Below are 13,506 nucleotides of genomic sequence, written 5' to 3'. Positions count from 1 at the left end.
GTGCCTTGAATAGGAGCAGGTGGAAGGCGTCTTCTGGAAAAGCAGAGGAACCGCGCTGCGCTTGCTGTCAGCGGCTATCTCAGTCCTACTTGTGGGTTGCTATCGGAGGGGGATGAACTCGGTGCGGCCAATGATTTGCTGGCCTTGATCCGAAAGAGCATAGTTGATGAAGTCGGCCACCACAGGGCTGGTTCTTTGAGGTGCCACCAAAAACACATTCCGCGCCAAGGGGTAGCTGCCCCTCTGGATGGCCTCACGGGTGGGCATCTGGCCGTCGATGGGCACAATCCGCACCGTTTGCTGGTTTTGCACCTGATCGACAGTGCTGTAGGTGATGCCATCTTCTCCCAAAGCCCGCAGCAGCGGGGTGGTGACATCTTCTGTGGCGGTGGTGAAGTAGGGAGGGTTATCGGGAGCGAAGGGCAGCCCCAACAACACGAGTTCTTGGAAAACGCTGTAGGTGCCGCTCTGGGGGGCGCGATTGAGGACCCGAATCCGCCGATCCGGGCCGCCCACCTGGCTCCAATTGGTGATCCGACCCTGGAAGATATCGGCCAATTGCTGCAGCGTCAGTCCTCCTTTGTAGGGGTTGTTCACCCCCACCGCCACCGCCAGGGCATCTTTGGCCACCGGGATCGCCTGTAGACCCGCCTGCACTTCGCTGGCATTGAGGGGGCGGGAGCTAGCGGCCATCTGGATGCGACCTTCCATCAGGGCCTTCAGGCCGGCATTGGATCCATTGGGCTTGCCATCCGGGATCCCATAGGTGAGGGGAATGCCGGGGTTGCGCTGGGTGTAGCCTCCCTTCAGGGCCAAGACGATCCGGATCATCGTGACGCTGCCATCCATCTGGAGCACTGCTGGGTTGGGCAGAGAAGTATCCAGATTAACGGCGTTGGCAGGCGGGTTGTGTACCTGGGCCTGAGGGGGGTTGGGCGCTGTTGGGGTTTGGGGCTGGGCAGCTGGAATCTGGCTGGGGATAGGAGGCGTGTTCCTTCTATTCAGGAATGAGTCCAACAGGCCGGAACGATAGGCATACCAGCCGCCGCCTCCCAGTATCGCGAACAAAAGAATGTAAACGATTGGAGGTGGGCCGGAAGGTCGTGCAGTCATGGGATCCCCCCTAAAGAAAATTCACGATCCAGACTTTTGAGACTTCCCCCTCTGTTGTATCAGCTATCCGCGCAGATTGGGTGAGCAGCAGGTTAAGGTGCATCTATCCGCACATGGCCGCCTCTCGTCCCACCTCGCGCAGCTCAATTACGTCCGCACGGGGATCCGCCTGCACAACTTCCAACTCGATCCAAGCCCCCAGAGGAATCTGGCGTTCTAGGCGCACCGGCACCCGAAAGGCAATCTCATCCAGCATGGCCAACACCAAGTTTTCCTGCTCGCGCAGGTAGCCCAAGACCAGAGCCCGCCAAGTTTGCCCCGGTCGCAGGCGCAGGTATTCGATGCTCCAATAGCGCTTGGATTTCCGCTCCACCTGGTTGGCCTCAGCGGTGCCCGGCTCAATCCCCACCAGCAACTGCTGCACATCCGCCTCCGTCAACGGCAAGGGATCCCCGCGCAAAAAGGCCTTGATCTGGTAGTGGGCCACCAAGTCCAGGTAGCGCCGAATCGGGGAGGTAACCTGACAGTAGGCCTCAAGCCCCAGCCCTGTATGTCGCCCCGGCTGGGTGGCTACTTCCGCCCGCGATAGACAGCGCATGATGGCAAAAGACCGAACTGGCCCCTGGGGATACCTATCCAGCACTTCGGGAGGAGGTAAGTCGGGAGCCGGCTGCAGACGATAGGGCACCGGGATCCCATTTTGGCTGGCGAAGCGAGCCGCCACCTCGCCGGTGAGCACCATCATTTCCGCCACCATCTGCCGCGCAGGAGTATCCTCGATTACCCGGAGGTGGGGGATCTCGTCGATGACCTTGATATCTTGCTCGGGCAAGCCAATTTGGATTGCCCCTTGAGCCATCCGCCAGGCATAACGCCACTGGGCTGCCCGGGCAATGGCTGTCAGTTGAGCCTCTGCCCCCAACTCCAACATTTCATCGGCATCTTCGTAGGTGAGGCGGTAGGTCACTTTGATCTGGCTGAGGCAAATCTTGGAATCGCGGATCTGGCCGTCGGATCCCAGTAGAATGCCAAAGCTAAGGGCAGGCCGCACCTCTCCCTGCACCAAGCTCATCGGGCCGGTGGACAGCTCCGGCGGGAACATCGGGATCACCCGCTCCGGCAAATAGACACTGGTGCCACGCTTGCGGGCTTCCAAATCGAGGGGATCCCCCCACTGCACCCAACAACTGGGATCGGCAATGTGGATCCAGAGCTTCACCGCGTCATCCGACCAGAACTCGACGCTGAGGGCATCGTCAATGTCGCGGGTGCTGGCATCATCGATGGTGTAGGTGTGGAGATGGGTGAGATCCTGCCGCAGGTGGGGATCCCAAAAGGAGGGAGGCTGGCTGAGCAGGGCTTGGGTGTATCGCTCCACCGCCTTCGGGAACTGGGTTGGGATCCCGGTGAGGCGCAGGGCCAGGTTCTCGTGGCGGCTCCACAGGCCCAGGGCCACCAAAGCTTCAAAAGCCCCCTGCGGAGTGTCAGGAAACCCCATCAGCTCCAGCAGTTGCGAGGCCCGTTCCCGATCCGACGGGTTGAGATTGGAAGAGAGATCCTCGTGGCTGCGAATGGCTGCCGCCGCTCCCTGTAAGGCCAGGCGTTCCAGCACCTCCAGGCGGGCCCGCTCGGCAGGAGTCCAGGGATACCCTTGGCCGGGATGAGCCAGAGCCTCCCGCAGATGGGCCTCAAACTCTGCTTGTTCCTGCTGCCGTTGTTGGGCGACGGCCATTTGATGGAGGATCTCCTTCACCTGAGCCGGAGTGCGGGGTTCGTAGCTCTCCCCCTTTTGCTTGAAGTAGGTGCGATCCTCGCTCAAGAGGCGGTAGGCGGCATAGGTGGAGACCGGGGAATCATCAGAAAACAACAGCCGAGCCATCTCCGCCAAGCTCAGGGGCTGACGCTCCTCCTGCACCAGTTCCCAGGCCAACGCCAAACTTTCGGGATCCAACTTTGCTTGCACCGCCTGCCAAAAGCCGGGAATGTCGGAAGCCGTGAAGCTGGATCCCCCGTTCAAAGCAAAGGTAATCTGGCGAGGGTGAACACTATGAACCTGCCCAGAAGGCACCCCCAGCAGTAGGTTCTTCTTACCCTCAGTGCCCTGAACCACTGCCAACACACGGTCGTTATTGTAACGAAACTCCACCAGTGTGCCCTTTTCCACCCGTTCTCCTTATGTCTGCTGTCGTCAGATTGCAGGCTCTCTTCCATTCTCCACCAGCTCTGTCCGCCTGCCTACCTGGAAACCCCAGCCAGAAGACATACGGGCACTTGAATAGGTAGCAGATGTTAGATATATCGGTACTTAAGCATATAGGTATGTGATATACAGACACACGAGATACAAATTTTTGGGTAGATTGCGGTTATGTGTTGGGCACTGCGATTTCAGAGCAGAGGCCAGCTCTGCCAAGTTCCTGGGATGAGGTTACCAACTGGAGTCCCTAAATTGCGTAGAGATACTGTTGCCAGCATTTCGCAAGTGGATACTTCCACTTCTTCCATGTGTGATATCCTAGAGACTACGGGTAGGGCACAGTTACCATAGGCTGCTCCCCAATTGAGCAAGCAAAAGGGTGGTACTCAAGAGTCGTTTCCCTACAGTGAAAGTCACGGAAACAGGAGATTCCGTATTTCTTCACCTAAAACTTTTTAGCTTAGCGCTCAAAAGGTAAACCGTGGACAACCCGAAGCGACTGTTGCTCATCGATGACGATCCGAACTTAATCCTGCTGGCCAAGGACTACCTAGAGTTTCGCGGTTATGAGGTGGTGGCGGCGAGCAACGGTCTGGAGGGGTTGGAAGCGATGCGCCATTTCACACCAGACCTGATCATCTGCGATGTGATGATGCCAGAGATGGATGGCTATACCTTTGTTGAAACCATTCGCTCCAACAGTGCTACAGACTGGATACCTGTGATTTTTCTGTCGGCGCGTGGGCAGACGGCGGATCGGGTGCGCGGCCTGACCACAGGGGCAGATGTTTACATGGTCAAGCCCTTTGAGCCGGAAGAATTGGTGGCGCAGGTGGAGTCTTCTCTCAAACATACCGAGCGCCTGTTACAAGTGCAGAATGTGGGCATTCAGCCGGTCATAAAACTGGATCGGGAAATTGAACTTACGCCAACGGAAACCAAGGTGATCCAGTACGTGGCCAGGGGCATGTCCAACCGCGAGATTGCCGAAACTCTTGGGGTGAGCCAGCGCACCGTTGAAAGCCACGTCAGCAACATGCTGGGCAAAACCGGCCTGCACAACCGCACAGAACTGGCCCGCTGGGCAATAGAAAGTGGTTTGGGCAAAAAACCGTTGTAATTCCCGCCACCCCTTTCAACGGTTGGAGAACTCTATCTCCTCGGCGCGATTGGAGATAGGGTAGTGATCGCACTTGAAGGGCAAGGTAACTGGGGTGGGCAAGTCTTTTCAAAAATTGGCGGGGGAGGATCTGCTGGCCTTGCCCCAACGTACATTGGCCGCCGATTTTCACTGCGTTACCCAAAAACTGGGTCTAAAGCCCCGTCCTTCCAGGACAGTTTTTGCCCTGTTGTTGTCATTTTAAACAGGAATGAAACATTTCCGTTGCATTGCTTCCTAGCTCCTTTCTCCCTCTGGGACAGGATCTAAAGGTGATTGTGGAAGCGGCGTGGAACGTTTGGGCAGCAGCGGGGGTGTCTCAATCTAGTTTGAAATGACTATAGACCTGCAATGATATAGACCTGCAATGAAATAAACCCATGCTGGTCAGGGAAGCCAAACTCCTCAACGCCGCTCCAGCGCCATACCAAGCCTTGGATGAGGCCCTGCCCAGTTTGTCCGCAACCAATGCTTGCGTCACTGGATGGATGAGCGTGGTGTCAACAAAGCTGCCTTGTACTCCCGATGCAATGTTAACTTGGCAACTGGGATGGGTTTCCCCGCAAGGCTTCCAGGAAGGCAAATACTGCAGGCGGATGCAGCGCAGAGGCCAGAACGGCAGCTCCGATCACCCGCTCCAGTGGGATCGGCAGCCGGCGGATCTGGATCCCTTCGGGAATGGGAATGGCGGCCAAGCGAGGCAAGATGGCAGCCCCCAGACCCTGTGCCACCATGCTCACAATGGTGGAGTCTTCCTTCACCAAGTAGGCTACCTTGAGGGTTTGGTGAGCGGCTTCCCAGTGGTTCCGCACCGCGGTGGTGCATTCGGCGTAGTTGTAGAGAATGTAGGAAAAACGGGAAAGATCCTCCCAGGTCAGGGTTTCCGGCAGGGGCCCAAAACTCAGCGGAACCAACACAATGAACTCATCGCGGGCAATCTCCCACGTCTGGAGATCCTCAGCAGCCCGCGGCAGGGGCAACAGGCCAATATCCACCTGGCCCGATCGCAACAGATGTTCAACAGTGGCCGGATCTTCTTCTGTGAGGGTGAGGGTAATCTGCGGAAATTGTTGGCGGAAGCGGGCGATCACCGGCGGCAGCAAATGGGTTGCAGCACTGCGAAAAGCGGCAACTCGCACATTTCCCCCCCGCAACCCTTTTTCCAGGTTGACCTCATAATCCATTTGTTCCCGCAGTTGCAGCATTTTGCGAACATGGCGCAGCAGTCGCTCCCCCACCGGGGTTAGGCGCGCCCCAAAGCGACCGCGCACCAACAGGGTCACCCCCAGTTCTTCCTCCAGGCTGGCAATGGCCCGGCTCACCGCCGACTGGGAAATGTGCAATTGCAGGGCAGCATCGCTGAAATTTCCCCGCTCCACCACAGCCACCAGGGTTTGCAGTTGCGAGATGTTCATGGATCCCATCTATTCGATCTGCGCATAGATGTGATGCTATCTCAGGTTTGAACCCTCCGCCGCACCTGACTAAACTACGACATAACTTCTCCTTCACACTGCGAAACAGCGGGAAACAGTGTGAAAACCTCTTTATCTTCCTGTCGTTGGTCAAGTGTCCCTATGTCGAGATCCATGTTTGCCCTATTGCCTTTCCATCAATTTCGAGATACTCCCGGCGTGCGTTTTTTTGACATCACGGTTGCGCGATCCAACGCCCGCGATTTGGTTTACCACGATGGGCCGGCCATCAGTCCCCCCAATAATCCTCAGGGCTATTGGCAGTTTTATATGCATCCACACCAAGAGGACAACCTACTGGCTCTATGGGGCGGACGGACGTTTTACCTGGTGAATTTTAGCTGGAGGGATCCCTTCCATATTGTGCGCCTGGAAGCGAACCGAGGCATTTTGCGCATTCCTCCCGGCACTTTTCACCGTTCCGTCTCCGATCCAGAGGGATCCATTGTGCTGAACCAGGCGGTGCGCGACGAAAAAGCCATCTTGGAAAAGGAATTTCGCATCTACGACAGCAGCCGTATTCCCCGATTGCTGCAGGTGACCTCGGCGCCTGCACCTTTGCCCCGCATTTGTGCCTGAGTACAGTTAACCCATGCCCCCCCGCGAGTCAATCAGGGCTCGCAATCGGGCAGCAGCCTGTGTGAGCTGTGCCGAGGGAATGGACACTGTGGGGTCGAAGGGATGCCCTGGTGGGTTGGCTGTGGCCAGAGGCTCAGCCCTCTTTGGGGATCCCTGCAGGTGAAAACTGAAGCTAGAGTAAAGATGGGTGCTGGGGGATCGACCAATGCTCTCTCTGGAGCGCAAGGGCATAGCGGATAGCTCGCTCAATTTGGCGGAGTACATCGACCATACTCTGCTGTTGCCGATGGTTACTCCAGAACAGATTGACCAGGGGTGTGAGATTGCCTTGCGCTATGGCTTCCCCACTTTTTGTGTTCCTCCTTGCTACGTGCCGCGGGTGGTGGAGCGGCTGCACGGATCCCCGGTCAAGGTGAGCACGGTGGTGGGGTTTCCCCTGGGCACAACCACTGCAGAGGCCAAGCTTTACGAGGCCCAACTGGCGGTGGAGCAGGGGTGCCGGGAGCTGGATGTCCGCATCAACTTGGCTTGGCTCAAGGCGGGAGAGCTGGATCGCCTCCATGCCGAGATTGCCCAACTGGTGGAAGAAACGGGGGTTTGCGTCAAGGCCATTTTGGAAACGGCTCTGCTGACCGAGGAGGAGAAAAAGCTGGCCGGGGAGATTTGTATCGATGCGGGGGCGGCTTTTTTGATGACCTCCACCGGCTGGATGGGGGGGGCGACGCTGGCAGATGTGCAACTGTTGTGGCAACTCAGCCGCGGCAAAGTGGGGGTGAAAGCGTCGGGCGGCATTCGCACGGTGGCTCAAGCAGAGGCCATGATCCAGGCGGGGGCCAGCCGTATCGGCACCTCTTGGGGGCTGGAGCTGATGCAAGAGCTGAAAGCCAGAGGAACCCCATGAGTGGGCGCACCTATCGGGTTACGGGCATCAATCTCAAAGGGATCCCCCTGGGAGAGGCGGATCGGATTGTAACCATCTTGACTCGCGAGCAAGGGTTGATCCGGGCGGTGGCCAAGGGATCCCGTAAGCAGCCTTCCAAGCTGGGAGGGCGGATGGAGCCTTTTGTCATCAACGACTTGCTGATGGTGCGGGGGCGCTGGTCTGCCCAAGCAGATACCTCCCAGCGTTTACAGCGCATTGTCCAAGCGGAAACCCTCCAGACTTTTCCTCGTCTCAGCCGCAGCTTAGCCCATCTCACAGCAGCGCAGTATTTGGCGGAGGTGGCCTTGCTGTTGGCCTTGCCCGATCAAGCTCAGGAAGAGCTGTTTGTGGTGTTGGTCGAACACTTGGAACGCATCGAGCGGGCTGCTTCGGAACGGGCCGTTTTGCCCTTGCTCACCCACGGGTTGTATCACCTCCTGGCGTTGGCAGGGTTTGCCCCTCAGGTACAAGCCTGCTACTTCTGTCAAGGGGGGTTGGTCGGCAGCGTTTTTTTCAGCCCCCAATGGGGTGGCTTGATCTGTGATCCCTGCCGGGTGGCCCAGCGGCCCAGCCCAATTGCCTGGGTCTCCGCTTCTGCCTTACGTGCCTTGGGATCCCTGCCCAACTCGACATTGCCTCTGCCTGAGGATTCGCTGCCTTTGGCTGCTTGGCTGGAAGCAGAACGTCTGTTACGGCGTGTTTTGGAGCATCATACAGATCGAGAAATCCGTTCCGCCGAGCTATTGGCCAGTTGCTATGCTGTTTCCACTGCAAACGGTCAAGGATCCCCGGCTTTTCCTGAGGGACATCCCGGAAAATGGGCATCGGTCTGAAAAAGTTGTGAAGGTATGTATCAAGTCCGGCCCAATAGCCGCAAAATAGAGCATCGAGGCGGGTTGGCAGCCGATTTTGGATGATAAATTAGGTTATGGAAAGTAACTTCTTACGAAGGCCTCTCAGGTTTGAGCAATGGTTTGGGGGGAGGAGTGCCTTGCACCAGGTACTGGACAGCATAATCAGGTGGGATTGAAGTTGGAGCTTTTAACAAGATTGAATCGACTGCTGAGAGGGCCTTCTGCTTGGTGCTTGTTTCCCGGAGCTGCATCCCTGGGGTGCGGCTTTGGTTAATTGCAGATGATTGCTTGTGAGTGTTCAATTTCACTCGGTGAGTCTGCCCAACTGAGGAGCAGCCCCTGAGGTTCCTGTATCCGCCCAACTCAAGTTAGCGCCCACCTCAGTTCTTTTTCAGATTTCTCTTTTACCGAGTACCGTTAGAAGTTCAGGAGTTGCAGCACCGTGGAAGCACAGCGTAAGGAACGGATTCTGGTGGTCGATGATGAGGCCAGCATTCGACGCATCTTGGAAACCCGTCTGTCCATGATCGGATACGATGTGGTCACAGCTTCGGACGGCGAGGAGGCGCTGGAGGTTTTCCACAAGCAGGATCCCGACCTGGTGGTGCTGGATGTGATGATGCCGAAGCTGGATGGCTATGGGGTCTGCCAGGAGCTGCGCAAAGAATCGGACATCCCCATCATCATGCTGACGGCGCTGGGAGATGTAGCCGACCGTATCACAGGGCTGGAGCTGGGGGCAGACGACTATGTGGTCAAGCCCTTTTCCCCCAAGGAGCTGGAAGCTCGCATTCGGTCGGTGTTGCGACGGGTGGCGCGGTCGGCCCACGATGGGATCCCCAGTTCCGGGGTGATTCAAGTGGGGGACATCCGCATCGATACCAACAAGCGGCAGGTCTACAAACGGGACGAGCGCATTCGCCTGACGGGGATGGAGTTTAGTCTGCTGGAGTTGTTGGTCAGTCGGTCGGGGGAGCCTTTTTCCCGCTCCGAGATTTTGCAAGAGGTGTGGGGCTATACCCCGGAGCGCCATGTGGATACGCGGGTGGTGGATGTCCACATCTCGCGGCTGCGGGCCAAGCTGGAAGATGACCCCAGCAACCCAGAGCTGATCCTGACGGCCCGAGGCACCGGCTATCTATTTCAGCGCATCATTCAGGGGGAGGAACAGGCACGGTCTTGAGAAGGGATCCCTCGCAACCTCTCTTCAAGAGCGACCTGCACCCGCCTCAACACGCCAACCCAGTCTCCCGGTGTGTCTTGTCGAAACAGTCGCATTACCCCGGGGTACCAGGGGCTATCTTCTCGATGGAGGAGCCAGCGCCAATCGGCGGCAAAGGGGAGCAGCACCCATACCGGCTTGCCCATCGCCCCGGCCAAATGAGCAACGGCTGTATCAACGCTGATCACCAGATCCAACTGGGCAACGGCTGCGGCTGTATCGACAAAACTGCGGAAACGGGATCCCAGCTCCACCACCTGGTACTGCTCCAATAGGGATCCCAGCGGCCTTAGATCTTCCCCCACCTGCAGGCTAACCCACTGGATGGAAGGCACATGCAAGTGCTGGAGCAGCAGATCCAGAGGGCAACTTTTCAGCCTTTGTACGCGGTTGAGCTCAGGATGGGCACGCCGACCGCTGGCCCACACCAGCCCCACTTTCATCCGCTCCTGGGAAAGCTCCGGCCAGTCTTCCCGCCAGGAGAGGCTCAAAGGGATCTGCGGCCCGCCGGCATGAACGGGATAGACAAGATAGGGGATGCGGGCCGGGATCGTCTCCAGGGTGGTACCCAACCGCTGTGGCAAGCTGAGCAAAGGCAGATGGCAATCAAAAGAGGGCAAGGGATCTGTTTCCGAGATCACCTGCACCTGGGGCAGGCACCCTCTGAACAGCTCCACGAGGGATCCCTGACAGCGAAGGCAGATTTGCGCTTGGGGATGGGCCTCGGCCAGCAGCGGCAAGTAGCGCACAAACTGAAGCGTGTCCCCCAACCCTTGTTCGGCGTAGATCAGCAGGGTCTGGCGGCCCAGAGGGGATCCCGTCCACAGAGGGGAAAGAAAGCGCGGGTAGGTCGCCCCTTGTCGCTGCAGCCGCCATTCGTATTCTCGCCACCCCTCCTCGTAGCGGCCCAGGGTCAGCAAAGCCGTGCCCAGGTTGTAGTGGATCTCCGGCCAGTGGGGGGCCAACTGCAAGCTGCGCCGATAAGCCTCAATAGCCGCTTCCAACCGGTTTTGTTCCTGCAAGATGGTGCCCAGGTTGTTGTGAGGCTGGGCGTCCCTCGGCAGCAGCAAGATGGCCCGTTGCAGACAATCGGCGGCCTCCTCCAAGCGATCTTGCAGGTGCAGGCAGTGGCCGAGGTTAACGAGAATTCGCCCCTCCTGGGGTGCAAGGGCGAGAGCTTGGCGAAACCAGCCTTCCGCTTCCTCAGCTTGGCCATCGAGCATCAGGGCATTCCCCAAAGCTGCCAAGGCATAGACCTGGGGAGGCTGGGCTGCTGCTGCCTGCCGTAGCGCCGCAATCGCTGGGGCCAATTTCCCCAGGGTGAGCCAACAACTGCCCAATCGGAAAAGCAATTGCCCATCACCGGGGGCAAAGGCCAGGCCCTGTTCGTAGGCTCGCGCCGCTTCCTCTGGGTTGCCGAGCTGCATCCAGGCATCGCCCAGATCCTGCCAGGCCGGTACCCAATCCCCCCGTAGGTGCAGAGCCAGTTGCAAGGGGGTCAAAGCTTGGCGGGGATCCCCCATCTGGAGATAAAGGGATCCCAGCAACGCCTGAGCGGCGAACAGATGGGGATGGGCGCGGGTAAGCTGCCGGCAGAGGTGCAGAGCAGCTTTCAGATCCCCCGCCTGTCGGTAGCGTTGAACCCACGTCAGAGCCGCCTCTGGGGATGGGATCTCGGATCCCCGCTCTGGATCCTGTGACTCAGCCGCTTGCCGGTTGTCTTTTCCTCGCCCAAAGCCCCGTGGCACGTCTTTGCCTCTTTTTTGCCTCTTTTGAGATCCTTTTCACTTCTTAGCGCCCTCCCCCCAGTGTCCAAATGACAGCGGTGGGACAGGATCCCTACCCAGGCTCACAAAAGGTTCCCACTGCCCCGGTTTTCACGGGCCATCCTTGGGGCTCAGTTGCGGCGAAACAGGCTGTCCAAGTAGATGCGTGCCGCCCGCCGGTCGCTCTCCCCGCTTTGGAGCAGGAATAACGAGAGCGCTGCCGTCACCACCCGATCCTGATCCCAGTCGGGATGGCGGGAGAGGTAGTTTTGGAGGGTGTCATGCAGCTCCTCGGGAATTTCACTCAAAATGCTAACGCTGTGAGAACTCATAGTCCAACCACTCACTCGGGGTCAAGAGGGGAGAAAACGGCATCCCGCAAAACCTGCGGCCACAGCCAAAACTTGGGCAGCTCGAACAGAGCGAACCCGCAACATCAAAACCCAACCTAGATAGGCCAAGAGCCTCAGCAGGCCCGCAAGAAGAAAAGCAAGCGATATAGGTTCATAGCTTGCCCCTATCCCGGCGGATGGGAGGGAGGGCATTCACAACTGTTCCTAAGCCTGTCGTGGGCCGTAGAACAGATGAAGTCTTTTCTTTCTAAGGAGAGCGCTCGGGAAAATCTCCACACCACTCGCCCTCAGGTGGGGCTATTCTGCCCTCTGCCCTATGGGGGATGTCAATCCCAAGCCAGGGATCCAACCGGACAAAAGCCTGCCATTGGCCTTGATGGGATGGGAAAAAATGGCGCGATCCCGTTACGTTTCTCAGGGTGTAGTCGCCTGAACCTTACCGACCTCAACTTTTCCACAGAAACCCCCGATGCCGCCCCCCGAGGAAAAAGCCCTGTGGAAAACGGCCCGCCCGCCTGTGGAAAGCCTGGGGAAAACCTGTGGATTTCTGGGAAATCTGAATTTGTCCAAAAATTTTTGTGTTTGTATAGAGCATTTCTCAGGGCCACTCGACTCGGTAGCGCAAAAACAGCTCCTTGGAGCCACGGCGGCATTCCAGCAGCTCCAACTGGGGCGGGGATCCCTGCACTTGCCAACCCTCAATGCTGGCAGGGGCATCGGCGTATCCACTCAGCAGCACCGGAGCGAGGGTAACCCACAGCTCATCCAAGGCCCCTGCCTGGAGAAATGCCCCCAAAAGCCGCCCCCCGCCCAACAACCCCACCCGTTCAATGCCCAAGCTGCGCAGGCGGGCCAGCCGTGCCGGCAGATCCCAATCGGCAGCCACCCAGATGTCCTCAAAGCCGGTTCGGTTCCGCCAAATCCGGGATCCCTTGGGAGTTGTCCACAGCCAACGGGTGAGGGGCTGGCGAAAAAACGGCAAATCCTCAGGAATATCTCCGCTGCCGGAACAGATGATCGTCAGAGGCTGGGGAGAGAGGCCCTGAGCAGTTCTGCGTTGGATCAACTCGGGATCCCGAATACGCAGACTGGTGCCGTAGGCCCGCAGAGTGGCTGCCCCCATGATCAAAGCCTGTTGCTGGGCAGCTTGGGTTTCCAAGTGCCGATAGTCCTCAGGGCTGCTGAAGGAGGGCCTCTGCGCTCGGTGGGCTGCGATCTTTCCATCCAAGCTCTGGGCAAAGATAGCTACCAAATGGGGACGATTCAAAGACAAGATTGCTGAGAAAGGGTGGGCAAACCCTACAAATTGACCAGAATAGAGTCAGGCATCGCCGGGGGAACCGTGGCACAGACTGTTGTGCCGGTCACCAGCTCGCCCATGCGGAACGGATATGTTAGGAACATTTCAATCCTCCACCATCCGGGTTGAAGTCGAGGCCAGTGCATCGACGATGCAGCGCTGTCTGACAGAAGTGGGGTTGCTGCAGCAGTGGATCTGGCCCCAGCAACTGCAGGGATCCCTTCCCGAAAGGCTGGAGCTGGGCAGCACCTTTGCGGCCCAATGGGGCCCCCTCTCGATCATGCACCAGGTGGAAACCCTGCTGCCGGAACGGCTGCGCCTGCTGATGTGGGGAGGAGCCGATGGCTACTGTGACTGGCTGTGGGGGAACGGCTGGGTGCAGTTGCGGGTAGAGGCCGTCTCTCTCCTGCCCTTGGGCTTGGGACAATTGCTGATGCTGCGGCGGCTGCAACAGTTCGCCCAAAGCCAAGAACAGCGCCCCTCTTAGGACTTAAAAAGCGACCTTCCGGCAAAATCCGTGGATCCTCGGCTTGACAAAATGCGTTTCGGTTGCAGCATGCTACTTC

At 58.2% G+C, this 13,506-nt stretch carries 13 protein-coding genes; 7 read left to right on the top strand and 6 right to left on the bottom strand.

The window, feature by feature from the left end; translation table 11 throughout:
* Window positions 1–99 precede the first annotated feature (99 nt).
* Window positions 100–1,113: a phosphate ABC transporter substrate-binding protein gene (locus NW828_RS00945; protein ID WP_414380903.1), complete on the bottom strand. Its 1,014-nt coding sequence runs from the start codon at window positions 1,111–1,113 to the stop codon at window positions 100–102.
* 103 nt (window positions 1,114–1,216) lie between these two features.
* On the bottom strand, window positions 1,217–3,277 hold the full coding sequence (locus tag NW828_RS00940; RefSeq protein WP_414380902.1) for a ribonuclease catalytic domain-containing protein: 2,061 nt from the start codon (window positions 3,275–3,277) through the stop codon (window positions 1,217–1,219).
* 514 nt (window positions 3,278–3,791) lie between these two features.
* Here NW828_RS00940 and NW828_RS00935 point away from each other — a divergent pair.
* On the top strand, window positions 3,792–4,430 hold the full coding sequence (locus NW828_RS00935) for a response regulator transcription factor (RefSeq protein WP_414380901.1): 639 nt from the start codon (window positions 3,792–3,794) through the stop codon (window positions 4,428–4,430).
* Window positions 4,431–4,503: 73 nt separating this feature from the next.
* Entirely contained in the window at window positions 4,504–4,674 is a 171-nt protein-coding gene (locus tag NW828_RS00930) for a hypothetical protein (RefSeq protein WP_414380900.1), read from the top strand.
* A 328-nt stretch (window positions 4,675–5,002) separates the two neighbouring features.
* Here NW828_RS00930 and NW828_RS00925 read toward each other — a convergent pair whose 3' ends face one another.
* Entirely contained in the window at window positions 5,003–5,884 is an 882-nt protein-coding gene (locus NW828_RS00925) for a LysR family transcriptional regulator (protein WP_414380899.1), read from the bottom strand.
* A gap of 174 nt (window positions 5,885–6,058) precedes the next feature.
* On the opposite strand from NW828_RS00925, the gene NW828_RS00920 reads away from it, so the two are divergent.
* The 4 genes from NW828_RS00920 to rpaB all read left to right on the top strand — a co-directional run bounded on the left by NW828_RS00920 (window position 6,059) and on the right by rpaB (window position 9,482).
* Window positions 6,059–6,523: a redox protein gene (locus NW828_RS00920; protein ID WP_414343843.1), complete on the top strand. Its 465-nt coding sequence runs from the start codon at window positions 6,059–6,061 to the stop codon at window positions 6,521–6,523.
* A 205-nt stretch (window positions 6,524–6,728) separates the two neighbouring features.
* A complete protein-coding gene (gene deoC, locus NW828_RS00915) occupies window positions 6,729–7,424 on the top strand; it encodes a deoxyribose-phosphate aldolase (RefSeq protein ID WP_414380898.1) in 696 nt (231 codons plus the stop codon).
* Window positions 7,421–8,278 carry a DNA repair protein RecO gene (gene recO / locus NW828_RS00910; protein WP_414380897.1) on the top strand — a complete coding sequence of 286 codons (858 nt, stop codon included), beginning with the start codon at window positions 7,421–7,423 and terminating at the stop codon, window positions 8,276–8,278. Before deoC ends, recO begins: the two co-directional genes overlap by 4 nt.
* Window positions 8,279–8,741: 463 nt before the next feature.
* Window positions 8,742–9,482 carry a response regulator transcription factor RpaB gene (gene rpaB / locus NW828_RS00905; protein ID WP_414329445.1) on the top strand — a complete coding sequence of 247 codons (741 nt, stop codon included), beginning with the start codon at window positions 8,742–8,744 and terminating at the stop codon, window positions 9,480–9,482.
* Here rpaB and NW828_RS00900 read toward each other — a convergent pair.
* The 3 genes from NW828_RS00900 to NW828_RS00890 form a co-directional block, all read right to left on the bottom strand.
* Window positions 9,455–11,269: a tetratricopeptide repeat protein gene (locus NW828_RS00900; protein ID WP_414380896.1), complete on the bottom strand. Its 1,815-nt coding sequence runs from the start codon at window positions 11,267–11,269 to the stop codon at window positions 9,455–9,457. The two genes, rpaB and NW828_RS00900, sit on opposite strands and share 28 nt — an antisense overlap.
* Before the next feature lie 149 nt (window positions 11,270–11,418).
* Window positions 11,419–11,619: a DUF2811 domain-containing protein gene (locus NW828_RS00895; protein ID WP_041436785.1), complete on the bottom strand. Its 201-nt coding sequence runs from the start codon at window positions 11,617–11,619 to the stop codon at window positions 11,419–11,421.
* Window positions 11,620–12,238: 619 nt separating this feature from the next.
* The gene (locus NW828_RS00890; protein ID WP_414380895.1) at window positions 12,239–12,907 is read right to left on the bottom strand and encodes a RibD family protein; all 669 of its coding nucleotides are present in this window, start codon (window positions 12,905–12,907) and stop codon (window positions 12,239–12,241) included.
* Window positions 12,908–13,031: 124 nt separating this feature from the next.
* Between NW828_RS00890 and NW828_RS00885 the strand changes: the two genes are divergently transcribed.
* Window positions 13,032–13,427 (top strand): hypothetical protein, encoded by a 396-nt coding sequence (locus NW828_RS00885; RefSeq protein WP_011434124.1) that lies wholly within the window; start codon window positions 13,032–13,034, stop codon window positions 13,425–13,427.
* Window positions 13,428–13,506: the final 79 nt, after the last annotated feature.

The organism is Synechococcus sp. W55.2 (assembly GCF_047461635.1).
Lineage (GTDB): Bacteria > Cyanobacteriota > Cyanobacteriia > Thermostichales > Thermostichaceae > Thermostichus.
This window is presented reverse-complemented; position numbering and strand designations above follow the sequence as displayed.

Coding starts and splice junctions, on each gene's coding strand:
- NW828_RS00945 (WP_414380903.1), bottom strand. CDS start 1,113: ATGACTGCACGACCTTCCGGCCCACCTCCAATCGTTTACATTCTTTTG.
- NW828_RS00925 (WP_414380899.1), bottom strand. CDS start 5,884: ATGAACATCTCGCAACTGCAAACCCTGGTGGCTGTGGTGGAGCGGGGA.
- NW828_RS00920 (WP_414343843.1), top strand. CDS start 6,059: ATGTTTGCCCTATTGCCTTTCCATCAATTTCGAGATACTCCCGGCGTG.
- deoC (WP_414380898.1), top strand. CDS start 6,729: ATGCTCTCTCTGGAGCGCAAGGGCATAGCGGATAGCTCGCTCAATTTG.
- recO (WP_414380897.1), top strand. CDS start 7,421: ATGAGTGGGCGCACCTATCGGGTTACGGGCATCAATCTCAAAGGGATC.
- NW828_RS00895 (WP_041436785.1), bottom strand. CDS start 11,619: ATGAGTTCTCACAGCGTTAGCATTTTGAGTGAAATTCCCGAGGAGCTG.
- NW828_RS00885 (WP_011434124.1), top strand. CDS start 13,032: ATGTTAGGAACATTTCAATCCTCCACCATCCGGGTTGAAGTCGAGGCC.